Below are 25,348 nucleotides of genomic sequence, written 5' to 3' on the forward strand. Positions count from 1 at the left end.
CGGGCGCGAAAACGGGGAACGGGCGCGGGCGTCGACGTCCGGGTGGCGGGACCGGGCTCGAAAATGGGGGATGGGCGCGAAAATGGGGACCGGGCGCGGAATTGGGCACCGCGATCTCGACAAGCCCGAGCGCCGAGAATCTAGTCCTGGTTGCTGAACGCCGCGTCGAAGGAGAGCGCGGACGGGGCGAAGTTGAACTTCTTCAGCGCGGCGAGGGCCTCGGGCGCGCCCTGGAGTCGGTCCATGCCGGCGTCTTCCCATTCGACGGAGATGGGCCCGTCGTAGCCGATGGCGGTCAGGGCGCGGAACGCCGATTCCCAGGGCACGTCGCCCCGTCCGGCGGAGACAAAGTCCCAGCCGCGGCGCGGATCGCCCCACGGCAGATGGGAGCCCATGACCGTGTTGCGCCCTGTCATGCGCAGCTTCGTGTCCTTGCAGTCCACGTGGCAGATCCGGTCCTTGAAGTCCCAGATGAAGGAGACGGGGTCGATGCCCTGCCACATGAAGTGGCTCGGGTCCCAGTTCAGCCCGAACGCCGCACGGTGGCCGATCGCCTCGAGGGTGCGCACGGTGGTCCAGTAGTCGTAGGCGATCTCGGAGGGGTGGACCTCGTGTGCGAAGCGGACGCCACACTCGTCAAAGACGTCCAGGATGGGGTTCCAGCGGTCGGCAAAGTCCTGGTAGCCGGCATCGATCACCGACTCCGGGACGGGCGGGAACATGGCCACATACTGCCAGATCGAGGAGCCGGTGAACCCGACAACCGTCTTCACGCCCAGGGCCTGGGCAAGGCGGGCGGTCAGCTTCATTTCCTCGGCGGCGCGCTGGCGCACGCCCTCGGCGTCGCCGTCGCCCCACACCCTGGAACCGACGATCGCCTGGTGGCGGAAGTCGATGGGGTCGTCGCACACGGCCTGGCCCTTGAGGTGGTTGGAGATGGCCCAGACCTTCAGCCCATGGCGCTCCAGCACGGCGAGCTTGCCGGCCACGTAGCCGGGCTCCTCCCAGCGCCACGGGTCAAGGTGGTCGCCCGAGCATGCGATCTCCAGGCCGTCGTAGCCCCATCCGGATGCCAGGCGGGCCACTTCCTCGAACGGGAGGTCGGCCCACTGGCCGGTGAACAGGGTGTAGGGGCGGGGCATGGCTAACTCCTTGACGGGATGGACGAGTGGGAATCGGTTTCGGCGGCCTCAACCAGCGCGGAGCCGGGTCTCGACGCGCTCGCAGGGCTCGCTGCCCGGCCACCGGGCTCAGCCACCGGGACAGGCTCAACCAGCGTCGTGGCGCCGCCAGCCGCGGCGGACGCCTCGATGGCGGCCAGCACGCGTTGGACGCCCAGCCCCTCCTCGAACGACGGCGAGGGGTCGGTCCCGCCGGCAACGGCCAGCAGGAAGTCGCGGATCTGGTGCGTGAAGCTGTGCTCCCACCCCAGCACGTGCCCCTGCGGCCACCAGCCGGAAACGTAGGGGTGGCCCGGTTCGGTGACCAGGATGCGGCGGAAGCCCTGCAGTTCCACGGGCTCGGTGCCGTCCAGAAAGTACAGCTCGTTGGGGCTTTCCAGGTTGAAGGTGATCGACCCGGTTGTGCCATAAACTTCCAGGCGCAGCGCGTTCTTCTGCCCCAGGGCCACCCGGGAGACGTCCACACTGGCCACGGCGCCGCCCGCCAGGGACAGCGTGGCCCAGGCGGCGTCGTCGACCGTTACAGCTTCAGGGCCCCCGGGGCCGGGGCGTTCGGTGACAAAGGTGTGCAGCGTGCCGGAGACGGACGTGACGGTGTCGCCGAGCAGGAACTGGACCTGGTCGACGGCGTGGGAGGCGATGTCCCCCAGTGCGCCGGAGCCGGCGGTTTCCTTGCGCAGCCGCCACGTCATGGGGGACTCGCCGTCCACCAGCCAGTCCTGGAGGTACGACGCGCGGACCTGGCGTATGCTGCCCAGCCGTCCCTCCGCGATGAGCTGGCGGGCCAGCGCAAGCGCTGGGAGCCTGCGGTAGTTGAAGCCCACCATGGAGCGCACGCCCGCGGTCCGGGCCGCCTGCGCGGCCCGGACCATCTTCTGCGACTCCGCGAGGGAATTGGCCAGCGGCTTCTCCACCAGGACGTGCTTGCCCGCGGCGAGGGCCGCCGTCGCAATTTCGGCGTGCAGCCAGCCGGGCGCGCAAATGTCCACGATGTCGATGTCGTCCCGTTCCAGAACCGCGCGCCAGTCCGTGGCGGACTCGCTCCAGCCGTACTTTTGAGCGGCCGCCGCGACGGCCTCGCCGTGCCGGCCCACCAGGACCTTCTGCTCGAAGGCGGGCACGTCGAAGTGGTTGGCCACGGTGCGCCACGCGTGGGAGTGGGCCTGGCCCATGAACGCGTAGCCAATTGCGGCCACGCCCAGCGGGCGTGCGCTGGCCGGGGTCTGGGGGGAGGTCATGGTGGGATTCCTAGAGGGTTGCTTCGGTGGGGTCCCAGTCCGCGGGGAGCGGATCCGAGGCGGCCGCGGTGCTTTGCAGCGTTACGAACTCACCTGTTTCGAAGGATTCGGAAATCGCAACCATGGCGTCGAGGACGTGGTAGGCCATGGATCCCTGGGCCCGGTGCGGCCGGCCGGCGCGGATGGCCCGGGCCATTTCCAGCACGCCGGAGCCGCGCGTGCTGGTGGCGCCGACCGCCGGGATGACCTCCGGCTCGTCGACGCCGAGGCGGTGGAGGGTGATGTCCCCGTCGAAGTTGTTGGGGTCGGGGAAGGCGATGGTGGCTTCCGTGCCCGAGATTTCAACAACGCCTGTCCGCTGGAGCGGGGACTGGAAGCTGAAGATGCTCTGGGACGATTCGCCGCCGGCAAACTGTGCGATGGCACTGACATGCGTGGGAACCGTGACGGCAAATTCCTCCCCCGCCTTCGGGCCCGAACCAATGACGCGGGTGTCCCGGGACTTGGAACTGAGCGCGGCAACCTTGGTGATGGCGCCGAAGGACTGGATGAGCGCGGTGAGGTAGTACGGTCCGATGTCGAAAAGGGGCCCCGCCCCTTCCTGGAAGAGGAAGGCCGGGTTCGGGTGCCATGATTCCGGGCCGGGGGACTGCATCAGTGTCAGCGCCGTCAGCGGCTTCCCGATGGCGCCGTCGGCAATCAGGCGCAGCGCGGTCTGCAGGCCCGCGCCCAGGAAGGTGTCCGGGGCGCAGCCGAGCCTCAGCCCGGCGGCGTCGGCCAGCTTCAGCAGGCCCAGGCCGCTCTCACGGTCCGTGGAGAACGGCTTCTCGCTCCACACATGCTTCCCTGCGTTGATCGCCTGCGTGGCCACCTCGACATGGGCGGCGGGAATGGTCAGGTTGACCACGATCTCCACTTCCGGGTGGTTGAGGACATCCTCGACGCTGCCCGAAGCCGCAATGCCAAATTCGGCCGCGCGCTCCGCGGCGACCTGCTCAAACATGTCGCCGACAATGTGGACCTTGACGTCGGGGAAGCTGGTCAGGTTCTTGAGGTATTCCTTGCTGATGACGCCGGCGCCAATGATGGCCACGCCCACGGGGCCCGTCTTGCTGCTCATTTGTTTCCCGCCTTGAGGTAGTTGAGGCTGTCCGTGACAGCGTCGAAGATGTCGCCGGTGAAGTCGTCGAGTTCGACGACGCCCACTTCCAGGGCCGGGGCCGCCGCGATGACGTCCCAGACCCGAACCTGGCCGGCGCCAACCGCCACCTGGTCCTTGTCCACCTTGGTCAGCGGGCCGTCCTTGATGTGGATGAAGCGGACGCGGTCGCCCAGGCGCTTGAGCAATTCCACCGGGTCCTCGCCGCCCACTGCCGCCCAGTAGGTGTCAACTTCCAGCACCACCTCCGGGCTGAGATTTTCGGCCAGGACTTCCAGGCCCGAGCGGCCGTCGAACTGCGCTTCGAGCTCAAACTCGTGGTTGTGGTAGCCCACCCGAACGCCGTATCCGGCTCCCTTGAGGGCCGCGGCGTTCAATGCGGCGGCGGTGGCCTTGATGTCTTCCTCAGTGCTCCACTGGGAGCTGTCGACATGCGGGTCAATCACGGTTCCAATGCCGAGCTTGTTCGCCGCGGTGAAAATTTCATCCTGATCGGCGCGCAGCAGCGGCGCATGACCGGAGGGGGCCTGCAGGCCGTTGGCGGCCAGCGCGGCAGCCAGCTGATCCGCCGTCGCAACAAAGTTATACGGCTCCACGTTGGTGTAGCCGATGGACGCGACCCGGGCGATGGTGCCGGCCAGGTCTTCCTCCAGCGGTTTCCGCACGGTGTACAGCTGTAGTGAATACGTCATTGGGGTCTCCTGCTTGGACGCGGATAGGGGCTGACTCCAAGCTAAAGGAACTTTTGACGACCGTCAAGCAAAAGTTGGGGCAATGGTTGCATCAATCGAAATTGTGACAGATAGAAGCCCGTGTGTTATTTATTGTGAGTGCCCAAGTCATCAGTCATGCCCCCTGCAGCACCGCCCGGCGGGAACAGCGCCGGCGGCGGCGCGGCGTTGGCCGGGGCATCACGGGCCGGTGAGGTATTTCAGCTGCTGCGCGACGGCCATGCCCGCACGCGCGCCGAACTGGCAGACATCACCGGACTGGCCCGCTCCACCGTGGCCGCCCGCATCGACGCCCTGGCGGCCTCGGGGCTCATCGGGCCCGCCGGCGAGGCGGTCTCCTCGGGTGGGCGCCCGCCGTCGCGCTTTGCCTTTCAGCCAACGGCACGCGTGGTCCTCGCCGTCGACGTCGGCGCCACGCACGTGCTGACCGGACTCACCGACCTCAGCGGCAAGGTGCTCGCCGAGCTCCGGGAATCCATCGACGTCTCGACCGGTCCCGTCCCCGTGCTGGATGCCGTGCTGGAGCACGCCGCGCAGCTCCTGGTCCAGGCCGGCCGGCATGAACGCGAGCTCGTCGGGATCGGGATCGGCCTGCCCGGGCCCGTGGAGCATTCCACCGGCAAGCCCGCCAGCCCGCCCATCATGCCGGGCTGGGACGGTTTTGACGTTCCCGCTTATGTCCAGCGGAGGTTCAGGACGAACGTGCTGGTGGACAACGACGTCAACATCATGGCCCTGGGCGAACGTGCCGCCTACTGGCCCGACGCCGACAACCTGCTCTTCATCAAGGTTGCCACCGGCATTGGCGCAGGCATCATCAGCGGCGGGCTGCTGCAGCGCGGGGCCGACGGCACGGCCGGGGACATCGGCCACGTCCGTGTCCCCCGCGGCGGCGATGTACTGTGCCGGTGCGGAAACTTCGGCTGCCTGGAAGCCATGGCCTCCGGGCCCGCCGTGGCCGCAACCCTTGCCGCTGCCGGCGTTCCCGCGGCAACCGGCGAGGACGTCCTGGAGCTGGCCCGGCGCGGAAACCTGGCCGCCATCCAGGCCATGCGCCAGGCCGGCCGGGACGTGGGGGATGTGCTGGCCGCCTGCGTCAACCTGCTCAACCCCTCCGTCATTGTCATTGGCGGCGGGCTGTCCTCGGCGGGCGAATACTTGATGGCCGGCGTCCGGGAAATTGTCTACCAGAGGTCCCTGCCGCTCGCCACGTCCCGGCTGCGCATTGTCCAGTCCATGGCGGCGGACCACGCCGGCGTGCTGGGGGCCGGGCGGCTCGTGATTGACCACGTGCTGGCGCCGACCGGCGTCGAGCATCTTCTGGCGGCCCAGCGGGAGCCATGAACGGCGGCGGCCCGGCGGGAGCCATGAACGGGGGCGGCCCGGCGGGAAAAGTGACCATCGCCGGCCTGGCGGAGCGCCTCGGCATCTCGAAGGCGTCCGCCTCCTACGCACTGAACGGCCAGCCCGGCGTCAGCGGGCCCACCCGCGCCCGCGTCCTGGCACTCGCCGCCGAACTTGGCTGGTACCCGAGCTCCAGCGCCCGGGCGCTGTCGCAATCGCGCAGCGGCGCCGTGGGGATCGTGCTGGCCCGTTCCCCGGAACAGCTGGGGTCCGAGTCGTTCTACATGACCGTCCTGGCCGGGATTGAAGCCGTCCTCAGCGAGCACGACATGAACCTGATGCTGCGCATGGTCGCCCCGACCGAGGCGCCTGCCCCGGGCCGCGACCTGGACGTCTACCGCCGGTGGGCGGGGGAGCGGCGGGTGGACGGCGTCATTGTCTTTGACCTCTTCGGCGACGACTCCCGCCCGCAGCTGCTCTCCCGGCTGCGCCTGCCGCACGTGATGGTCGGCGCCGCCGAGGACGCCCAGCCCACGCCGTTCGGCGCGAACACCACGGTCGACCAGGGCGCGGATGCGGCCACCCTGGTGGAGGCGCTCCACCGCGGCGGGCACCGGCACATCGCCTATGTGTCCGGCCCGCTGGGGCTCACGCACGAGGCCGCCCGGCGCGCAGGCATCCACGCGCATGCGCACCACCTGGGGATGACCACCGTGTTCAGCGCCTCCGACTACACCGCGGACGACGGCGGCAAGGCGACCACCGCTGTCGTCGCCGGCCTGGCTGTCGGGTCCCCTGACTTCCCGACCGCCATCGTCTACGGGAACGACCTCATGGCCATTGGCGGTCTTCGCGCCCTGAAGCGGCGGGGGATCGCCGTGCCGGGCAATGTGTCCATCGTGAGCTGGGACGACTCCATCCTGTGCAGGCTCAGCTCGCCCGGCGTGGCGGCCCTGGCCCGCAACACCATGGAGCTGGGGCGCCTCTCCGCGGCGCTGCTGCTGGACACCATTGCCGGGCACCAGCGGGCCAGTGTGGCCATGCCGGCCGGCGTGCTGCACTCCCGTGAGAGCCTGGCCGGGGTGGTCCGCCAGCACCCGTAGCTGCATAACAAAGCGGTAACGATGCGTCCTTGCTGAACCGGTTCAGTAATGCCGGTCACGCCCCATGGGCTCCGTCTGGCGGCCAAAATCCTTTGTGTTTTCAAGGTTTTTCCGTATGCCGGCGCCGCCCGGTCCCGGCACGCGCCCCGAGATCTGCTGATGCAAATTCAATAGCCTGGAAAAGTCCTCTTAACTTTTGATTGACCATCGGCATAAGTTCATCTAGGTTTGGATTCACGATGAGAATCGGGTCCGCCCGGAACGCTCCGGCATCAAATCTTCGGGTATCCCACGACAAGGACAAGGAAGTCGCGAAAGTGAAAATTCGTACTTTTGCCGCAGCTGCGGCAATCGCAGCGCTGGCGATCACCGCCACCGGCTGTAGCGGTGGCACCAGCAATTCCGGTGCCACGGCGGGCGGCGGCAAGACGCTCACCTACTGGGCCAGCAACCAGGGAACGAGCCTGGACAATGACAAGGAAGTCCTCACGCCCCAGCTGAAGAAGTTCCAGGACGAGACCGGCATCAAGGTCAACCTTGAAGTCATCGGCTGGAATGACCTCCAGACCCGCATCCAGACCGCTGTCACCTCCGGCCAGGCCCCCGACGTGCTGAACATTGGCAACACGTGGGCCGCGTCGCTGCAGTCCACCGGCGCGTTCATGCCGTTCGACTCGGCCGCGTTTACCGCAATCGGCGGCAAGGACAAGTTCGTCAAGACCGCCATGGACACCGGCGGCATGCCGGGGCAGGACCCCACCTCTGTTCCCTTGTACGGCCTGGCCTACGGCCTCTACTACAACAAGGCCATGTTCAAGGATGCGGGCCTGACCCCGCCCACCACCTGGGCCGAAATGGTTACTGACGCCAAGAAGCTGACCACGGGCGGAAAGTACGGCTTCGCCTTGGCGGCCGGCAGCTACACCGAGAACGCACACTTCGCCTTCATCAACGCAGCCCAGAACGGCGCGGATCTGTTCAGCGCCGACGGCAAGCCCACCTTCACCTCCGACGGCGTCGTGGACGGGATCTCCCGCTACCTTGACCTGATGCAGACCGACAAGGTGGTCAACGTGGCGAACGCGCAGTACGACAACGGCACCAAGGCCGTCAACGACTTCGCCACCGGCAAGGTCGCCATGATCCTGAACCAGAACAATGCCGACAGCAGCATCGTCGCCAACGGCATGAAGAACGACCAATACGGGGTGGTGGCGTTCCCCGCGCCCGCGGGCGCCAAGGACGTGGCCAGCCACGTGGCCGGCATCAACATGTCCATCTTCAAGAACACGAAGAACAAGGACGCCGCACTGAAGTTCGTCAAGTTCATGACGAGCCCGGAGACGCAGACCGCCCTCGACAAGCCGTTCGCCGCACTGCCCGTCCTGGCCGGCGCCAAGGCGGTCTTCACCGACAACGCCCAGGAGGCCAAGACCTTCAGCGACATTTATGCCAACAAGTCCAAGCCGCTCCCGCTGGTGCCCGCCGAGGACCAGTTTGAAAGCACCGTGGGCAAGGCCATGAACCAGATGTTCGCCACCATTGCCTCCGGGGGAACCGTCTCCAAGGCAGACATCAAGGCGGCGCTGACCACCGCACAGCAAGCCGTCGAGGCTGCCGGCTGACAAACCGGACAACCAAACGCAAGTGAAGGGGCGGGGCCCGCGTCGCAGGCTCCGCCCCTTCGCCCATCAAGTCCTCCCAAGAAAGGTGTGTGCCAGCAGTGTCTGCAACCGCCACCACCCGCAAGTCCGGAGCCGCCGGCAAGGCTTCCAAGGGCGGGAGCCGAAAACCCCGCAGAGCCGGCTGGTGGCTGCCGTATGCGCTGCTGGCCCCCGCCATCATCTTTGAACTGGTGATCCATGTCATTCCCATGGTCACCGGCATTTGGATGAGTTTCCTCAAGCTCACCAAGATGTTCATCTCCAACTGGGGCAACGCCCCCGTCACCGGCCTCAGGAACTACCAGATCGCCCTCGACTTCAACTCCGCCGTCGGCGCCGGGCTCCTCAGGTCCTTCCTGATCACCGCCGCCTTCACCATCCTGGTGGTGGGCATCTCCTGGGGGCTGGGCATGGCGGCGGCCGTGGCCCTCCAAAAGTCCTTCTTTGGCCGGGGCTTCTTCCGCACCCTGTTCCTCATCCCGTACGCCCTGCCCATGTATGCCGGCGTCATTGCCTGGAAGTTCATGCTGCAAAAGGACAACGGCGCCATCAACCATTTCTTCTTCGACAACCTCGGGCTGGCCGGTGCCAAACCGTTCTGGCTGATCGGCGACAACGCCTTCTGGTCAGTGGTCATCGTGGCCATCTGGCGCCTGTGGCCGTTCGCGTTCCTCATGCTCATGGCCGGGCTGCAGTCCATCCCCAACGACGTCTACGAGGCCTCCGCCGTGGACGGCGCCAAGCCGCTGCGCCAGTGGTCGGCCATCACCCTGCCCATGCTGCGTCCTGTCAACATGGTCCTGCTGCTGGTCATGTTCCTCTGGACGTTCAACGACTTCAACACGCCGTTTGTGCTGTTCGGCGGCTCCAACCCCCCGGCCGGCGACCTTATTTCCTTCCACATCTACAATGCGTCGTTCCTGACCTGGAACTTCGGATCCGGCGCCGCGATGTCCGTCCTGCTCCTGCTGTTCCTGCTGCTTGTCAGCGGAATCTACCTTCTCATCATGAACCGGAGGAAAGACCGTGCGTGAAACCACAGGCGCCAAGGCCTTCAGGATCGTCACCATTGCGGTCCTGGGCATCTTCACCATCGTCCCCATCTGGGTCATGGTCATCTCCGGCCTGAAGCCCTTGAAGGATGTGCAGGGCGACTTCACCTGGTGGCCCAGCACCCTGACCATCCAGCCCTACATTGAAATGTGGCAGACCGTCCCGCTGGCCAGCTACTTCGTCAACTCGGTCATTGTCTCCAGCGTTGCCACGGTGCTCTCGCTGATCATCGCGATCTTTGCCTCCTACGCCATCTCCCGGTACAACTTCCGGGGCCGGACGGTGTTCTCCACCACCGTCCTCTCCACGCAGATGCTCCCCGGCGTGCTGTTCCTGCTGCCGCTGTTCCTGATCTTTGTGAACATCAACACGAACTTCGGCCTCCAGCTGGTGGGCACCCGCACCGGCCTGATCATCACGTACCTGACGTTCTCCCTGCCCTTTTCGATCTGGATGCTGGCCGGCTACTTCGACGGCATCCCGCGCGAGCTGGACGAGGCCGCCAAGGTGGACGGCTGCGGCCCCATGCGGGCCCTGCTCACCGTCATCCTGCCCACGGCACGTCCGGGACTGGTGGCGGTGGCCATCTACAGCTTCATGACCAGCTGGGGCGAGGTCCTGTTCGCCTCCGTCATGACCACCGACGCCAACCGCACCCTGGCCGTGGGCCTGCAGCTCTACTCGACGCAGACCAACGTGTACTGGAACCAGATCATGGCCGCGTCCGTGGTGGTCAGCATTCCGATCGTCATCGGCTTCCTGCTCCTGCAAAAGAACTTCGTGGCCGGCCTGACGGCTGGTGCGGTCAAGTAACACCTGGGCCCTCATCCGTCACGGCGTGCCACTTTCAGGAGACTCCCATGCCAAGAGAGCTTCTTCCCGGCCAGCGGGCGGAACTCCTCATCGTTGATGTGGATTCCGCAACCGTCGCGCTGAGGCATGCCACCGACACGCTGCTTATCGAGGCTCCCAACTGGAGTCCCGACGGTCGGGCGTTGATTGTGAACAGCGCAGGAAGGTTGTTTGTCCTTGGCGTTGAAGCCGGGGGACCTGACGAGATCGACCTGGGCGGCATTGCCGGGATCAACAACGACCATGTCCTGAGCCCCGACGGCCGCACCGTCTATGTCTCCAGCGACGACGGCCACATCTACGCCGTCGCCCTGGACGGTTCCGGCCGCCCGCGCCGCGTCAGCAATGACAACGGGGAGGGGTTCCGCCACTACCTGCACGGAGTATCGCCTGACGGCCGGATGCTTGCCTACATCGGGGTGGAATCCGCCGGTGGCACGGTGCGGGCCAATGTCTGGCTGCTGCCGTCGGCGGGCGGTGCCGACATCCAGCTGACGAATGACCGGTTCCCCGACGACGGCGCCGAGTTTTCCCCCGACGGCCGGTGGGTGTATTTCAACTCGGAACGGGCTTCCGCGACGCCAGGCCACGCCCAGCTGTTCCGCATGCCCGTCCCGCAGGCCCCGCAGGCCGGCCCGGAACAGCTCACCTTTGACGAACGCGTCAACTGGTTTCCACACCTTTCACCCGACGGAATCAGGATCGCCTATGTGAGTTTCCCGCCGGGAACGGTGGGACACCCGGGGAACGTCGAGGTCCTGGTGCGCCTGCTCGAAGCCGACGGCACCATCCGGGACCTGGCGCGGGTCCGTGGCGGCCAGGGCACCATGAACGTGCCGAGCTGGGACCCCACCGGACGGAAAATCGCAATCGTCGCCTACCCCCTCGACGCGCCACCGCGCTAGATGGGGCAGCCGTCCGGCCCGCACACTTCGGCGTCCGCATCACCGGCGGCGACCATGGTCAGCGGGTTGGCTTCCTGCCACGCCTCGTCGAGGGCCTGGGCAAACAGTTCGGACGGCTGGGCGCCGGAGATGCCATACTTGCGGTCGATGACAAAGAACGGGACACCGCTGACACCCAGCGCGCGGGCTTCGGCAAAGTCGTGCCGGACGTCGTCGGCATACTGGTCCGTGTCCAGGGCCTCCTTGACCTTGGCGGCGTCAAGGCCCGCGGCCGCGCCGGTGCGCACCAGGAACTCGCGGTTGCCGATGTCCTCCCCGTGCTCAAAGTGGGCCGACAGCAGGGCTTCCTTGACGCCGTCGGCCTTCCCGTGGGCGGCGGCGAGGTGGATGAGCTGGTGGGCGTTGAAGCTGTTGGCGACCACCACGTCGTCGAACTTGTAGTCCAGCCCCTCCCCGGCAGCCTGCTCCGTGACGTGGGCGAACATGCCCCTGACCTGGGCCGGGTCCATGCCCTTGCGCTCGGCCAGGTAGCTGATCTCGGTGCCGTCGTAGTGCTCGGGGACGGTGGGGTCCAGCTGGTAGCTGCGCCACTGCACCTCCACGGAATCCTTGTGCGGGAACGCGTTCAGGGCGGTCTCAAAGCGGCGCTTGCCGATGTAACACCACGGGCAGGCGACGTCGGACCAGATCTCAATCTTCATACTGGCGGCAACGGGCGCCGGACGGCGAATATTCCGCGCGCGGGGGCGCTGCTTCCCAACGTACGACGGCGGTTGGCGGGTTTCGTGGGAAACGCGCCAACCGCCGTCGTACGTGGAGGTGAAGTGTTGAGGCTGGCCCGCCGGGACCCGGATTTCGGGCCTGCAGTGGCGACGCGTCCGGCGGGGCCAGCCAAACTTGTGCCGTTCCTAGGCGGCGGCGAGATCGCGCTTCCTGGCCGGCTCCTGCACCGGGGACTCGTGCAGGTAGTTGGCGTAGGCGGAAAGCGTCAGGAAGGCGGGGAACTCCTCGCCCAGCGCAACGGCCTCGAAGATCTCCCGGGCGTCGTCAAAGCGGTCGGCGTCGAAGCGGGGCATCTTGGCAAACTCCTCCTCGAGCATTTCCTGCAACCAGTCGAAGGTGATGAGCTCGCCCTGGTCGGTGATGGCCTGGCTGTGGATCCACTGCCAGATCTGTGAGCGGGAGATCTCCGCGGTGGCGGCGTCCTCCATGAGGTTGTTCAGGGCGACGGCGCCGTGGCCGCGCAGCCAGGACTCGATGTACTGGATGCCCACCCAGATGTTGTCCCGGATGCCCTGCTCGGTGATGGTCCCCTGGGTGCCGGCCACGTCCAGCAGGGCGCGGTCGTCAGTTTCCACGTCCTCGCGCAGGCGGCTGATTTGGTTGGGGTTCCAGCCCAGCATGTCGTCAAAGACCTCCATGGCCACGGGGACCAGGTCCGGGTGGGCCACCCAGGAACCGTCAAAGCCGTCGTTGGCCTCGCGGGTCTTGTCCGCCCGGACCTTCTCCATGGCGTTGGCGTTGGCCTCCGGGTCGCGGCGGTTCGGCACGAAGGCGGACATGCCGCCAATGGCCATGGCGCCGCGGCGGTGGCAGGCCCGGACCAGCTGTTCGGTGTAGGCCCGCATGAACGGCGCGGTCATGGTGATCTGGTTGCGGTCCGGGAGCACAAAGCGCGGGCCGCGGGTGCGGAAGTTCTTGATGACGGAGAACAGGTAGTCCCAGCGGCCGGCGTTCAGACCGGCGGCGTGGTCGCGGAGTTCGTAGAGGATTTCCTCCATCTCAAAGGCTGCCGTGATGGTTTCGATCAGGACGGTGGCGCGGATGGTGCCCTGCGGGATGCCCAGCAGGTCCTGGGCCTGGATGAAGATGTCATTCCACAGCCGTGCTTCGAGGTGGTTTTCAATCTTTGGCAGGTAGAAGTACGGCCCCGTGCCCTGGGCGATCAGCCGGCGGGCGTTGTGGAAGAAAAACAGGCCAAAGTCCACGATGCCCCCGGCCATCGGCTTGCCGTTGATGAGCAGGTGCTTTTCCGGCAGGTGCCAGCCGCGCGGGCGGACCACGATGGTGGGCAGCTCCTGCGCGGGGTTCAGCCGGTATTCCTTGCCCTCCGGGGTGGTGAAGTCGATGCGGCGCTCCAGCGCGTCAATCAGGTTGACCTGCCCGCGGATGACGTTGCCCCACGTGGGCGTGCTGGAGTCCTCCATGTCCGCCAGCCACACCTTGGCGCCGGAATTCAGGGCATTGATGGTCATTTTCGCGTCGACGGGACCGGTGATCTCCACGCGGCGGTCCTCCAGCCCGGGGGCCGGCGGGGCCACGCGCCAGCGCGGGTCCTCACGGATTCCGGCAGTCTCACGCAGGTAGCGCGGATCGGTGCCGCTGAGGATCTGGCGGCGGCGCGTCTGGCGGGCCTTCAGCAGTTCCTGGCGCCGCGCCGTCGTCGAACGGTTGAGGGCGGAAATGAAGTCCAGGGCCTCGGGGGTGAGGATCTCGTCCTGGCGGTGAATGGGCGGTGCGGTCAGGGTGATGCCGTTGAACGTGAATCCGTTCAGGCTGTTGGTTGAGTTCATGGGGGTTGCTCCAAGTCTGGGTCAACTGTGACGCAGTGGTTGCTGGGAATTCGGAGATTTTCAGCAACTGCTGCGTCACGGTTGGGAGAGGTTAGTGGAACTGCTGGGCTTCTGTGGAGCCGGCCAGTGCGAGGGTGCCGCTGTTGGGGTTCAGCGCTGTCGCCACCAGGTCGAAGTAGCCTGTGCCCACTTCGCGCTGGTGCTTGGTTGCGGTGTAGCCGCGGTCTTCGGAGCCGAATTCGCGCTCCTGCAGCTCGACGTAGGCGCTCATCCCGTTGCGGGCGTAGCCGTGAGCGAGGTCAAACATCGAGTAGTTCAGGGCGTGGAAGCCAGCCAGGGTGATGAACTGGAACTTGAAGCCCATGGCGCCGAGTTCGCGTTGGAACTTGGCAATGGTGGCGTCGTCCAGGTGCTTTTTCCAGTTGAACGACGGTGAGCAGTTGTACGCCAGCATCTGGTCCGGGAACTGGGCGTGGATGCCTTCGGCAAACTTCTTGGCGTGTTCCAGGTCCGGGGTGCCGGTTTCCATCCAGATGAGGTCGGCATGGGGTGCGTAGGCCAGGCCGCGGGCAATGCACGGCTCGATCCCGTTGCGCACATTGTAGAAACCTTCCGCGGTGCGCTCCCCGGTCAGGAACGGCTTGTCGCGGTCGTCAACGTCGGAGGTGATCAGGGTGGCGGCCTCGGCGTCCGTACGGGCAACAATAACAGAAGGTACGCCGGCGACGTCGGCTGCGAGCCGGGCGGCGTTGAGGGTGCGGACGTGCTGGGCGGTGGGGATGAGGACCTTGCCGCCCAGGTGGCCGCACTTCTTCTCGCTGGCCAGCTGGTCTTCCCAGTGCACGCCGGCCGCACCCGACGTGATCATCGACTTCATGAGCTCGTAGGCGTTCAGCGGCCCGCCAAAGCCGGCCTCGGCGTCGGCCACGATCGGCACCAGCCAGTCCTCAACGCTCTGCTTGCCCTCGGAGAACTCGATCTGGTCGGCCCGCAGGAGGGCATTGTTGATGCGGCGGACCACCTTCGGCACCGAATCCACGGGGTAGAGGGACTGGTCCGGGTACGTGTTGCCGTTGGAGTTGGCGTCGGCGGCGACCTGCCAGCCGGAAAGGTAGATGGCCTTCAGCCCGGCCTTGACCTGCTGGACGGCCTGGTTGCCGGTCAGGGCGCCGAGGGCGTTCGTGTAGCCTTCCGGGCCGGCATTGCGCAGCTGGTCCCAGAGCTTCTCGGAACCGCGCCGGGCCAGGGTGTGCTCCTCCTGGACCCGGCCGCGCAGCTTGACGACGTCGGCGGCCGGGTAGGAACGCTCGATGCCGTCCCAGCGGGGGTTGGCCGACCATTCGAGTTCCAGCGCGGCGGCTGCCTCGGCGTTGGACTGTTCCGGGGTCTTTGCGGTCTCAAATGCTGCGCTCATGATGGTCGCTCCTTTGCGTTCGGTGGTCGATCCTGTCGAAGTCCAGGACCTCGGTGGTTGAGCCTGTCGAAATCCGGGATCCGTGTTCCTTCTTCGTAAAATCAACTATTCAGTGCTTTTCATGGGCTTTCTAGAGACAAATGGTGGAAAGATTTGCACTTCTTCCCGTATCCTCAAGAAATGACCAATGCAAGCTGGAATCTGGGCGATGTGGCCCCCCGCAACGGCAAGGGCGCCGCGGGCGACGGGGAAGTGGACCTGATTGCGCTGGGCCGCCGGGTGCGCCATCTGCGCAAGAAACTGGGCATGACCCTTGACGACCTCAGCGCCAAGGCGGGCGCCGCGCCGTCGCAGTTGTCCCTGATTGAGAACGGCAAGCGGGAGCCGAAGCTGAGCCTGCTCCAGCACCTGGCCGGGGTGCTCGGTGTCAGCCTGGACCAACTGCTCGGGGCCGAGCCGCCCAGCCGTCGGGCCGCGCTGGAAATCGAGCTCGAACGGGCCCAGCGGGGGCCGCTGTACCAGTCGCTGGGATTGCCCACGGTCCGCGTCAGTTCGCGGCTTTCCATGGAAATCCTGGAGTCCCTGGTGGGGCTGCAGCACGAATTGGAACGGAGGCTCGACGAGCAGTCCGCAACGCCCGAGGAGGCGCGGAGGGCGAATTCCGAGCTGCGCGCGGAGATGAAGGCCCGGAACAACTACTACCCCGAGATTGAGGTCCAGGCCCAGGAACTGCTGGACAAGGTGGGGCATGACCGTGGCCCGCTGTCCCACCATGTGGCCGCGGACATTGCCGAGCACCTGGGGTTTGACCTGCACTACGTGGGGGATCTGCCCCATTCCACCCGCTCGGTGACGGACTTGAAGAATCACCGAATTTACCTCACCCACGGCCAGCGCTCCGACCACGACCCCCGCTCCGTGCTGCTCCAGGCGCTGGGCCACTTTGTTTTGGGCCACCAGACGCCGCGCGATTACGCGGACTTTCTGCGCCAGCGCGTGTACACGAACTACTTTGCGGCGGCCCTGCTCATGCCCGAGCACGCCACGGTGGATTTCCTGAAGGAGGCGAAGTCCGCCAAGGAGCTGGCCATCGAGGACATCCGCGATGCGTTTGCAGTGTCCTATGAGACGGCCGCGCACCGCTTCACGAACCTGGCCACCGAGCACCTGGGCATCACCACGCACTTCCAAAAGGTGCACGAGTCCGGCATCATCCACAAGGCCTACGAGAACGACGGCGTGAACTTCCCCGCCGACCACACCGGCGCCATCGAGGGCCAGGCCGTCTGCCGGTTCTGGACGTCCCGCGCCGTCTTTGACGTGCCGGACAAGTTCCGCGCCTTCAACCAGTACACGGACACGGCCGTGGGCACCTATTGGTGCACGGCCCGCACGGAACGGCATTCCTCGGGGGAGTACTCACTGAGCATCGGCGTCCCGTACGAGCACGTGAAGTGGTTCCGCGGACGCGACACCACGGAGCGTTCGCAGTCGCGCTGCCCGGACCCGGATTGCTGCCGCCGCCCGCCCGCCGAACTCTCCGCGCAATGGGCCGGCAATGCCTGGCCCAGCACCCGGGCGAACTCGCACCTCCTGGCCGCGATGCCGCAGGGCGCGTTCCCCGGCGTTGACGAGACCGAGGTGTACACGTTTCTGGCGGCGCACCAGGGGCGCTGACCCGACGTTGGCCCGGCTCGTGTCCCGTCCTGTCCTGCGCCCGGCCGGCAGTGAACCATGCGCCGGGCAGTGTTGGGCGCACGGGAGGTGCCCGCTGCGCATACCAGTGCAGTCGCCGGGGTGGCCGTGCGCCGGCCGCCCCTTGACCGGCGCCCCAATCCGCAGCATGCTGGCAAGTGTCGCCCGGCAGCTGTCCGGGGGCTGAAAGGACAGCATGGGTGCGGACTGCCGGCGGCTGGTGGGCAAGACGGCCATTGTCACGGGCGCCAGCAGGGGGATCGGCCTGGCCATCGCCCTGCGGCTCGCCGCCGAGGGGGCCCGCGTGGCGATCACCGCCCGCGGCGCGCAGCAGCTCGGGGAGGCCGCGGCCGCCTTCCCGCCCGGCAGCGTCGTCACCTTCGCCGGGCACGCGGATGACCCGGCGCACCGCGCGGCGGTGATGGACGGCGTTGTCCGGCTTTGGGGCGGGCTGGACATCCTGGTCAACAATGCCGGCATCAACCCCGCCTACGGGCCGCTGGAGTCCGTGGACATGGGCGCGGCGCGCAAAATCCTCGAGGTCAACGTCCTCTCGACGCTGGCCTGGACGCAGGCCGCCCTGGCCCATCCCGGGCTGAATTTCCGGGGGCGCCGCGGCAACGTGGTGAACGTGTCCTCCGTCAGCGGCGATGTCCCGGCACCGGGGCTGGGCCTGTACGGCATCAGCAAGGCCGCCGTCTCCCACCTGAGCCGCACCCTGGCCATCGAGCTGGCGCCGGAAATCCGCGTGAACGCCGTGGCGCCGGCCGTGGTCAAGACCAACTTTGCCCGCGCCCTGTACGAGGGGCGCGAGGAGTCGGTGGCCGCCGCCTACCCGCTGAAGCGCCTGGGAACGCCCGACGACGTTGCCTCCGCCGTCGCCTTCCTCGCCTCCCCGGACGCCGACTGGGTGACGGGCCAGGTGCTGACCCTGGACGGCGGCCTGCTCAACGCCGGCGGACTCGGCTAGACCCCCACCCAAGGAGCGGCGCGTGAACAGCACACAGTATCCCGGTGTTTATCCGGAGCAGGTCGAGGAGCTGCGCCTGCGCACCCGCGAGTTCATCCGGGGCACGGTCATCCCGCTGGAGCCGCGCCCCGGGCAGGCACTGAACCTGACCGTGCGGCGGGAACTCGGCGAGGCCGCCAAGGCCGCCGGCGTCTACGCCCCGCACGCGCCGCGCGAATTCGGCGGGCAGGGGCTGGCGCTGGAACACTGGTCGCCGGTGTTCCAGGAGGCCGGGTATTCCCCGATCGGCCCGGCCGCCCTGAACTGCATGGCGCCGGACGAGGGCAACATGCACATGCTCAACCTGATCGGCACGCCCGAACAAAGGCGCCGCTATTTGGAGCCCCTGGCGGCCGGGCGGGTCAGCTCCTGCTTCGCCATGACGGAGCCGCACCCGGGCGCGGGCTCGGACCCGGACGCGCTCGCCACCACCGCCGTCCGCGACGGGCACCACTGGGTCATCACCGGCCACAAGCGCTTCACCAGCGGTGCCACGTTCGCCGGCTTCGCCATCGTCATGGCCCGCACCCCGGAAACGGAGGCCGGGGAAAGCCTCACCCCGGAAACGAAGGCCCACGCGGCGGAGGCATCCCCGGCCGGCGCCACCATGTTCCTGGTGCCCATGGATACGCCGGGGGTCCGCGTCGGTGCGCCGATCCACACCATGGACAAGTACCTGCCCGGCGGCCACCCGCACGTGCACTTCGACGGCGTCCGCGTGCCCGAGAACGCCGTGCTGGGCAGGGTGGGCCTTGGCTTCCAACACGCCCAGCTGAGGCTCGGCCCGGCCCGGCTGACGCACTGCATGCGCTGGCTGGGGCTGGCACGCCGCGCGCTGGACATTGCCCTGGACCGCGGCAACACGCGTGAGATCTTCGGCGCGCACATCTCACAGCTGGGCCTTGCGCAGGAGCTGATCGCGGCGTCGGTCATCGACATTGAAACCTCGGACGCCATCATCGGCAAGTGCGCGCTGCTGCTGGGCGCCGACCCAAGGGCGGGCGCCGCGCTCTCCTCCGTGGCCAAGGTGCACTGCTCCGAGGCCGTCTACCGCGTCATCGACCGGGCCGTGCAGCTGTGCGGGGGAGACGGGGTGTCCGACGGCCTTCCGCTGGCCCAGTACCTCAACGAGGTGCGCCCCTTCAGGATTTACGACGGCGCCACGGAGACCCACAAGTGGGCCATCGCCCGCCGTGCCTCCTCCGCCCGGCGCCGCGAGGTGGCCGCCGGCGAACCGTTCCGGGGCGCCGCGCGGATCAACGACGGGGGCCAGGAATGACGGGCAGCCAGGACGTGGCCCGGACCGCGGCCGAGGCGGACCGGATGGACGTCCCGCCGCTGCTGGTGGTGGACCGGGTGGAGGAATACCTCGACGCCTGCGGGATCGGGACAGGGCCACTGCACTGGCAGCGCATCGGCGGGGGACAGTCCAACGTGACCTTCCGGCTCAAAAGGCGCGGTGCCGACGTCGTGCTTCGGCGCGGTCCGCGGCCGCCGCTGCCGCCGTCCACGCACGACATGGTGCGGGAGGCCCACATCCAGCACCTGCTGGCGCCGCTGGGCTTCCCCGTGCCCAGGATCCTGGCGGTCTGCGCGGACACCCACGTGTTGGGGGTGCCGTTCTACCTCATGAATTTCCTGGACGGCGACGTCGTCACCGACACCGTCCCGGCGCATCTGGACCCGCCCGGGCAGCGGCGTGAAACCAGCGAGGCGGTGGCGGACATGCTGGTGCGGCTGCATTCGGTGGATGTCAGCCGGGGCGCGATCGCGGGGATCGGCCGGCCGGAGGGGTACCTGGGCCGGCAGCTGCGGCGGTTTGCCGGCCTGTGGGAGCAGGGCGCCACCCGCGAGCTGCCCCAGGTGGCCGGGCTGGCGCGGTGGCTGGAGGCCAACCTGCCCGCGACGCAGCGAACCTCCCTGATCCACGGCGACTACCGGGTGGGGAACCTGATGTTCCGGCGGTCCGGGCCGGTGCGGGTGCAGGCCGTGCTTGACTGGGAAATGGCGACGCTCGGCGACCCGCTGGCGGACCTTGGCTACCTGACCGCCACGTATGCGCAGGCGGGATCGGCCGGGACCATCATGGAGCTGACCGGCGTGACGGCGCAGCCGGGCTACCTGACGCGGGAGGAGCTGGCGCTGCGGTACAACCAGCACTTCGGACTGGACCTGTCCGCACTGCCCTGGTACCAGGCGCTGGCGCTGTGGAAGGCCGCGATCTTCGCCGAGGCGATCTACACGCGCTGGAAGCAGGGCGAGAGGAACGACGCCGGACCCGGCCTGGGTGCCGCGCTGGAAGCGGGCGTGCCGAGGCTCCTGGACGCCGCCGCGGGGTTTGCGCAGCGGCTGTAGGGGCGCCGCCCATCCGGTGCGCACGCCTTGGGCATGGCCGGCTACCGGCTGACTGTCGCCACCGTCTCCGACCGCCGCTGCCTGGCGGCCAGCACCGCCACGAGCACCGCGATGGCCGCGGCCCAGCCGATGCTGACCTGGGCCGTGCCCCAATCCAGGCCGCCGCGCTCATGGGAGACGCCCATCCAGTCGGCGAAGGACGCGCCCAACGGGCGGGTGACGATGTAGGCCGCCCAGAAGGCGGCGATGGCCTTCAGCCCAAACTTCCAGTACGCAAGCGCCGGAATGGCAATGACGACGGCGAACAGCACGCCGGATCCGAGGTATCCGAGTTTCAGCGTGACGGCGGTGAGGTCCCCGGTGGCGGTGCCCAGTGCGAACGTGGCCAGCACGGCGGCCCAGTAGAACATTTCGCGCCGGGGCGTGTGGATGCTGTGGATGGACAGTGTCCTTTCGGTGCGGTGCCAGAGGAAAAAGACCGCCGCGAGGACCGCGGCGTAGAAAACGGTGGACACCAGGTACGGGACGCCCAGGCCCACGTGGAGGACGTCGGCGGCCATGGTGCCGAAGACGCTGACCATGGCCACGGCCAGCCAGTACACCCACGGTATGTACCGCTTCACGCGGAACTGCAGGGCGAGGGCTCCGGCAAAGCACAGCGCGCCGATGCCCACGGCAATCACGGGATCGAGGGTGTGGGCCAGGTAATCGCTGGTGGTCTCTCCCATCCCGGTGGTCAGCACCTTGATGATCCAAAACAACGCCGTCACCTCCGGCACCTTGGACACCAGGCTGCGGACGCCGTCAGCACGGGTTGAGGGCATGGTTCGGTCCGGCGAAAAGTTCTCAGGCATGGTTGCATTCTCCGGGCCCAGGCTGTGAGGTTTCCGGGAACACGTGCCCAAACGTAGGCAAAACCAGTTTTGTTGCCTGGTTATAACCGTTTTTCAACTGCCGGAAAGTGACGCACGATGGGTGCTGGAAGTGATTCACGGCATAGTTGCAGGAGTAGCGCATGAACGGGCAGTCGTCAGACCTCACGCCACGGGTGGTCACCCTCGGCACCGCCGGGGGCCCCGGTGGTGGACAGGCGAAAACGCCGGGAAGCGCTCGGGGATCGCGACCGCCGTCTTGGTGGGCGGTGCCACCTATCTGGTGGACGCGGGGCATGGGGTGGGCCAGCAGATGATGCTGGCCGGGCTGTCCGTCAGTTCGCTGCGCGGGATCTTCGTCACGCACCTGCACTCGGACCACACCGTCGACCTGGGCTCGCTGGCCATCTTCGGCATGTTCACATTCGGCCCCGACCAGCACACGATCCACCTGGTCGGCCCCGGCGACCGCGGCGAACTTCCCCCGGTTTCCCCTTGCGCCACCGTGCCGCCGGCCCCCGTGCCGCCGGCCCCCGTGCCGCCGGCCCCCGTGCCGCCGGCCCCCGTGTTCCCGGACAACCCGACCCGCGGCATCACCGGCTTGTTCCACCACCTGATGGCCGCCTATGCAACCGACCTGAATGACAGGATCCTGGACAGCCTGCGGCCGTCGCCCTTTGACTACTTTGTGCCGCGGGACATTACCGTCCCGAAGGAGGCCGGATACTCGCCCAACGGCAACCCCGCTCCGTCGGGAATGGAACCGTTTGAAATCTACTCCGACGAGCTGGTGACGGTCACGGCAACGCTGGTGGAGCACCCTCCCACAGCCCCGGCGTTCGCCTTCCGCTTCGACACCGCCGCCGGCTCCGTCACCATCTCCGGCGACACCGCGCCCTGCGAAAACCTGGTCCGGCTGGCCCGCGGCACCGGCCTGCTGCTCCACGAGGCCATCGACTTCGACTGGGTCAACCGGACGTACGGAAGTTCCGCCGACGGCACCGGACGCGCGTCGGGAGACCATCGCCGCAAGTCGCACACCAGCGCCGCCGAGGCCGTGGAGCTGGCAAAGCGGGCCGGCGCCAAGGCGCTGGCACTGCACCATTTGGTATCGGGCACCACACCGCTGTCAGTGTGGCCGGCGACGGGGGAGGCCTTCCCCGGGGACTACTACGTCCCCGACGACCTGCAATCAATCCCCTTCGGCCAGACCACCGCAACTACGCGGATAATTTTAGAAATGGTGTCCTCGGGATGACAATGGCAGCCCACACAAAGAGCTCCCCCACACGCCGGCCCGGCAGGGAGGACAGCCTCAACACCACCGCCATGCGGCGGATCCTGGCCTCGAGCTTCATCGGCAGCGCCATCGAATTCTATGACTTTGTGCTGTACGCAACGGCCGCCAGCCTAGTGTTCAACAAGGTTTTCTTCGCCAACGTCCCGCCGGCTGTGGGCCTGTTCGCGTCCTTCGGCACACTCGCGGTGGGGTACGCCGCCCGCCCGCTTGGGGGCGCCATCTTTGGCCACTTCGGCGACCGGCTGGGCCGTAAAGGCTGCCTGATCGTCTCAATGGTCATGATGGGCTTGGGCACCACGGCCATCGGCCTGCTCCCCGGCACGGCCCAGATCGGCCTGGCCGCCCCGGTGCTGCTGGTGGTGCTGCGGCTGGTCCAGGGCATCGCCGTCGGCGGCGAATGGGGCGGCGCCATGCTGGTGGCTCTCGAACACTCCCCGGCCAAGCGGCGCGGATTTGCCGCCAGCTTTGCCAATATGGGCGGCCCGGCCGGTGCGGTCATGGCGACCTTGATGGTGTCCGCAGTCAGCCTGATGCCGAAAGCGCAATTCCTCGTCTGGGGTTGGCGCGTGCCGTTCCTGCTCGGCCCGGGGCTGGTGGGCGTTGGCCTGATGACCGTCTGGGCCAGCTCCTACGCCGTGGACCACGGCGTCAACCAGACCGGCGTGCTGAACGTCAAGGCCATCGGCGCCACACTGACCATCGCGGGTATCTGGTTTGCGGCCCGGCAGGGGACGCGGCCAGGATGACGATTCGGACAATTGATGCCGATATATCGACCTCAATTGTCCGAATCGTCATCCGCGGCGTTCCCGGTGTGCGGGGCGGTCACAGGCTTGCGTGAGATGGCGCACACAATTATGCTTAGTGTGCGCTATTGGAACTGTGTGTTCAGATAGCGAATTTTAATCCGGTGCTGAACGCGCCGCCCGCCGGCAATGAGGAGATTCTTGTGCAGTTCCACCACCTCGGATACGTATCCGGCGATCCGCGCGTCCAACCGGCGGCGGGGACCGGCATCAACCGTCCCGCCGAACTCCCCGAGCAGGTGGACGTGCTCATTGTCGGCTCGGGTCCCGCGGGCATGCTGACCGCCGCCCAGCTGGCCCAGTTCCCGGGCATCACCACCAGGCTCGTCGAACGTCGCGGCGGACGGCTGGAAATCGGCCAGGCCGACGGCATCCAGGCCCGCAGCGTCGAGACGTTCCAGGCCTTCGGCTTCGCCGAGGCGATCACTTCGGAGGCATATTGGATCACCGAGATGGCGTTCTGGCGCCCGGACACCGAGAATCCCACGCACATCATCCGCGGCGGCCGGGCCAAGGACGACGAGACGGGCGTCAGCGAGTTCAAGCACCTGATCGTCAACCAGGCCCGCGTGCTGGACTACTTTGCCGAGGTCGCGAGGAACGCCCCTGCCCGCCTGACGCCGGACTACGGCTGGGACTTCCAGGGGCTGGAGGTCACCGACGACGGCGAGTACCCGGTCAAGGTCACGCTCGTGCGCAGTGCCGGCCCGGAAGCGGGCGCCGAGAAGACGGTGCACGCCAAGTACGTGGTGGGCTGCGACGGCGCCCGCAGCAAGGTTAGGGCATCGATCGGGTGCACCATGGCCGGGGACAAGGCCAACCACGCCTGGGGCGTCATGGACGTCCTGGCCAAGACCGACTTCCCCGACATCCGCACCAAGTGCGCCATCCAGTCGCACGACGGCGGCTCCATCCTGCTCATCCCCCGCGAGGGCGGGCACCTCTTCCGCATGTACGTGGACCTCGGCGTGGTGCCGGAGAACGACAACGGCCACGTGCGTACCACCAGCATCGAGGAGATCATCGCCAAGGCCAACGCCATCATCAACCCGTACACCCTGGAGGTGCGCAACGTCGCCTGGCACAGCGTGTACGAGGTGGGCCACCGCCTCACCGACCGCTTCGACGACGTCCTGCCCGAGCAGCTGGGCACCCGCGCGCCGCGCGTCTTCATCACCGGCGACGCCTGCCACACCCACTCCGCGAAGGCCGGACAGGGCATGAACGTCTCCATGCAGGACGGTTTCAACATCGGCTGGAAGCTAGCCCACGTCCTCGAAGGCCGCAGTTCCGAGGCACTGCTCTCCACGTACTCCGCAGAGCGCCAGGTCGTGGCGAAGAACCTCATCGACTTCGACAAGGAATGGTCCACGATGATGGCCAAGAAGCCCGAGGAGTTCGACAGCCCGTCGGACCTGGAGGACTTCTACGTGCGCACGGCCGAGTTCCCGGCCGGCTTCATGACCGAATACGCCCCCTCCCTGATCACCGGTGAGGCCACGCACCAGTCGCTGGCCACCGGTTTCCCGGTCGGCAAGCGCTTCAAGTCGGCCATGGCCTGCCGCGTCTGCGACACCAACCCGCTGCACCTGGGCCACCAGGCCACGGCGGACGGCCGGTGGCGCATCTACGTCTTCGCCGACCCGGCCCCGGCCGGCGGCGCCTCGCCCGTCGCGGACTTCGCCGAATGGCTCGCCACGGACGCGGCGTCACCGCTCGTGGCCACGCCGGAGGGGCTCGACGCCGACGCCTGGTTTGATGTGAAGGTCATCTACCAGCAGCCGCACGAGGACATCGACATCAACGCCGTCCCCGCCGTGTTCAAGCCGGAGGTCGGGCCGTTCAAGCTGACCCAATATGAGAAGGTTTACGGGATCGTTCCCGGTGCCGACATCTTCGACGAGCGCGGGCTCTCCCGCGACGGGGTGGTCGTCGTCGTCCGCCCTGACCAGTACGTGGCAAACGTCCTGCCGCTCACGGCCACCGCGGAGCTCGGGGAGTACTTCGCGCAGATCCACTCGGGCGCCCGCGTCTAGCCGCGCCCAGCAGAAAAAGTGCGGCCCCGCGGTGACTTCACCGCGGGGCCGCACTGTT

The 25,348-nt window shown here is 67.4% G+C and carries 21 protein-coding genes; 13 read left to right on the forward strand and 8 right to left on the reverse strand.

The genetic code is table 11. The annotated features are described in order from the left end of the window. Window positions 1-140: 140 nt before the first annotated feature. The 4 genes from G6034_RS15975 to G6034_RS15990 are packed head-to-tail and all read right to left on the reverse strand — an operon-like array spanning window position 141 to window position 4,270. Window positions 141-1,142 carry a sugar phosphate isomerase/epimerase family protein gene (locus G6034_RS15975; protein WP_176636105.1) on the reverse strand — a complete coding sequence of 334 codons (1,002 nt, stop codon included), beginning with the start codon at window positions 1,140-1,142 and terminating at the stop codon, window positions 141-143. A gap of 2 nt (window positions 1,143-1,144) precedes the next feature. Continuing rightward, window positions 1,145-2,419 (reverse strand): Gfo/Idh/MocA family protein, encoded by a 1,275-nt coding sequence (locus G6034_RS15980; protein WP_176636106.1) that lies wholly within the window; start codon window positions 2,417-2,419, stop codon window positions 1,145-1,147. Window positions 2,420-2,429: 10 nt separating this feature from the next. Further along, complete coding sequence (locus G6034_RS15985; RefSeq protein ID WP_176636107.1) at window positions 2,430-3,539, reverse strand: Gfo/Idh/MocA family protein; 1,110 nt, start codon at window positions 3,537-3,539, stop codon at window positions 2,430-2,432. Beyond that, window positions 3,536-4,270 (reverse strand): sugar phosphate isomerase/epimerase family protein, encoded by a 735-nt coding sequence (locus G6034_RS15990; protein WP_176636108.1) that lies wholly within the window; start codon window positions 4,268-4,270, stop codon window positions 3,536-3,538. Before G6034_RS15990 ends, G6034_RS15985 begins: the two co-directional genes overlap by 4 nt. Before the next feature lie 156 nt (window positions 4,271-4,426). On the opposite strand from G6034_RS15990, the gene G6034_RS15995 reads away from it, so the two are divergent. The 6 genes from G6034_RS15995 to G6034_RS16020 all read left to right on the forward strand — a co-directional run bounded on the left by G6034_RS15995 (window position 4,427) and on the right by G6034_RS16020 (window position 11,230). Continuing rightward, complete coding sequence (locus G6034_RS15995; protein WP_176636109.1) at window positions 4,427-5,653, forward strand: ROK family transcriptional regulator; 1,227 nt, start codon at window positions 4,427-4,429, stop codon at window positions 5,651-5,653. Then, window positions 5,650-6,756, forward strand: a complete 1,107-nt coding sequence (locus G6034_RS16000; protein WP_176636110.1) for a LacI family DNA-binding transcriptional regulator — start codon at window positions 5,650-5,652, stop codon at window positions 6,754-6,756. Before G6034_RS15995 ends, G6034_RS16000 begins: the two co-directional genes overlap by 4 nt. A 317-nt stretch (window positions 6,757-7,073) precedes the next feature. Next, entirely contained in the window at window positions 7,074-8,381 is a 1,308-nt protein-coding gene (locus G6034_RS16005) for an ABC transporter substrate-binding protein (protein ID WP_343038110.1), read from the forward strand. Window positions 8,382-8,479: 98 nt separating this feature from the next. Beyond that, the gene (locus tag G6034_RS20335; protein WP_343038111.1) at window positions 8,480-9,454 is read left to right on the forward strand and encodes a carbohydrate ABC transporter permease; all 975 of its coding nucleotides are present in this window, start codon (window positions 8,480-8,482) and stop codon (window positions 9,452-9,454) included. Continuing rightward, complete coding sequence (locus tag G6034_RS16015) at window positions 9,447-10,286, forward strand: ABC transporter permease subunit (protein ID WP_176636112.1); 840 nt, start codon at window positions 9,447-9,449, stop codon at window positions 10,284-10,286. Before G6034_RS20335 ends, G6034_RS16015 begins: the two co-directional genes overlap by 8 nt. A gap of 47 nt (window positions 10,287-10,333) precedes the next feature. After that, window positions 10,334-11,230, forward strand: coding sequence for a TolB family protein (locus tag G6034_RS16020; RefSeq protein ID WP_176636113.1), 897 nt, complete (start codon window positions 10,334-10,336; stop codon window positions 11,228-11,230). Here G6034_RS16020 and G6034_RS16025 read toward each other — a convergent pair. The 3 genes from G6034_RS16025 to aceA all read right to left on the reverse strand — a co-directional run bounded on the left by G6034_RS16025 (window position 11,227) and on the right by aceA (window position 15,217). Continuing rightward, window positions 11,227-11,931 (reverse strand): DsbA family oxidoreductase, encoded by a 705-nt coding sequence (locus tag G6034_RS16025; RefSeq protein WP_176636114.1) that lies wholly within the window; start codon window positions 11,929-11,931, stop codon window positions 11,227-11,229. The two genes, G6034_RS16020 and G6034_RS16025, sit on opposite strands and share 4 nt — an antisense overlap. Before the next feature lie 207 nt (window positions 11,932-12,138). Beyond that, the gene (aceB, locus tag G6034_RS16030) at window positions 12,139-13,803 is read right to left on the reverse strand and encodes a malate synthase A (RefSeq protein ID WP_176636115.1); all 1,665 of its coding nucleotides are present in this window, start codon (window positions 13,801-13,803) and stop codon (window positions 12,139-12,141) included. 91 nt (window positions 13,804-13,894) lie between these two features. Continuing rightward, window positions 13,895-15,217 carry an isocitrate lyase gene (aceA, locus tag G6034_RS16035; protein WP_176636116.1) on the reverse strand — a complete coding sequence of 441 codons (1,323 nt, stop codon included), beginning with the start codon at window positions 15,215-15,217 and terminating at the stop codon, window positions 13,895-13,897. A 153-nt stretch (window positions 15,218-15,370) separates the two neighbouring features. Between aceA and G6034_RS16040 the strand changes: the two genes are divergently transcribed. The 4 genes from G6034_RS16040 to G6034_RS16055 all read left to right on the forward strand — a co-directional run bounded on the left by G6034_RS16040 (window position 15,371) and on the right by G6034_RS16055 (window position 20,276). Beyond that, on the forward strand, window positions 15,371-16,894 hold the full coding sequence (locus G6034_RS16040) for a helix-turn-helix transcriptional regulator (RefSeq protein WP_176636117.1): 1,524 nt from the start codon (window positions 15,371-15,373) through the stop codon (window positions 16,892-16,894). 214 nt (window positions 16,895-17,108) lie between these two features. Next, window positions 17,109-17,882, forward strand: a complete 774-nt coding sequence (locus tag G6034_RS16045) for an SDR family oxidoreductase (RefSeq protein ID WP_176636118.1) — start codon at window positions 17,109-17,111, stop codon at window positions 17,880-17,882. 22 nt (window positions 17,883-17,904) lie between these two features. After that, window positions 17,905-19,200 carry an acyl-CoA dehydrogenase family protein gene (locus tag G6034_RS20340; protein WP_176636119.1) on the forward strand — a complete coding sequence of 432 codons (1,296 nt, stop codon included), beginning with the start codon at window positions 17,905-17,907 and terminating at the stop codon, window positions 19,198-19,200. Then, window positions 19,197-20,276 (forward strand): phosphotransferase family protein, encoded by a 1,080-nt coding sequence (locus tag G6034_RS16055; protein ID WP_176636120.1) that lies wholly within the window; start codon window positions 19,197-19,199, stop codon window positions 20,274-20,276. Before G6034_RS20340 ends, G6034_RS16055 begins: the two co-directional genes overlap by 4 nt. A 41-nt stretch (window positions 20,277-20,317) precedes the next feature. Here G6034_RS16055 and G6034_RS16060 read toward each other — a convergent pair whose 3' ends face one another. Next, entirely contained in the window at window positions 20,318-21,130 is an 813-nt protein-coding gene (locus tag G6034_RS16060; protein ID WP_246296105.1) for a COG4705 family protein, read from the reverse strand. 280 nt (window positions 21,131-21,410) lie between these two features. Here G6034_RS16060 and G6034_RS16065 point away from each other — a divergent pair, with 280 nt between their 5' ends. The 3 genes from G6034_RS16065 to G6034_RS16075 all read left to right on the forward strand — a co-directional run bounded on the left by G6034_RS16065 (window position 21,411) and on the right by G6034_RS16075 (window position 25,290). Beyond that, complete coding sequence (locus G6034_RS16065) at window positions 21,411-22,406, forward strand: MBL fold metallo-hydrolase (protein ID WP_343038112.1); 996 nt, start codon at window positions 21,411-21,413, stop codon at window positions 22,404-22,406. A gap of 2 nt (window positions 22,407-22,408) precedes the next feature. Beyond that, window positions 22,409-23,194 carry an MFS transporter gene (locus tag G6034_RS16070; protein WP_176636121.1) on the forward strand — a complete coding sequence of 262 codons (786 nt, stop codon included), beginning with the start codon at window positions 22,409-22,411 and terminating at the stop codon, window positions 23,192-23,194. A gap of 203 nt (window positions 23,195-23,397) precedes the next feature. Beyond that, entirely contained in the window at window positions 23,398-25,290 is a 1,893-nt protein-coding gene (locus tag G6034_RS16075; protein WP_176636122.1) for an FAD-dependent monooxygenase, read from the forward strand. Window positions 25,291-25,348: the final 58 nt, after the last annotated feature.

The organism is Arthrobacter wenxiniae, from assembly GCF_013376105.1.
Classification (GTDB): domain Bacteria; phylum Actinomycetota; class Actinomycetes; order Actinomycetales; family Micrococcaceae; genus Specibacter; species Specibacter wenxiniae.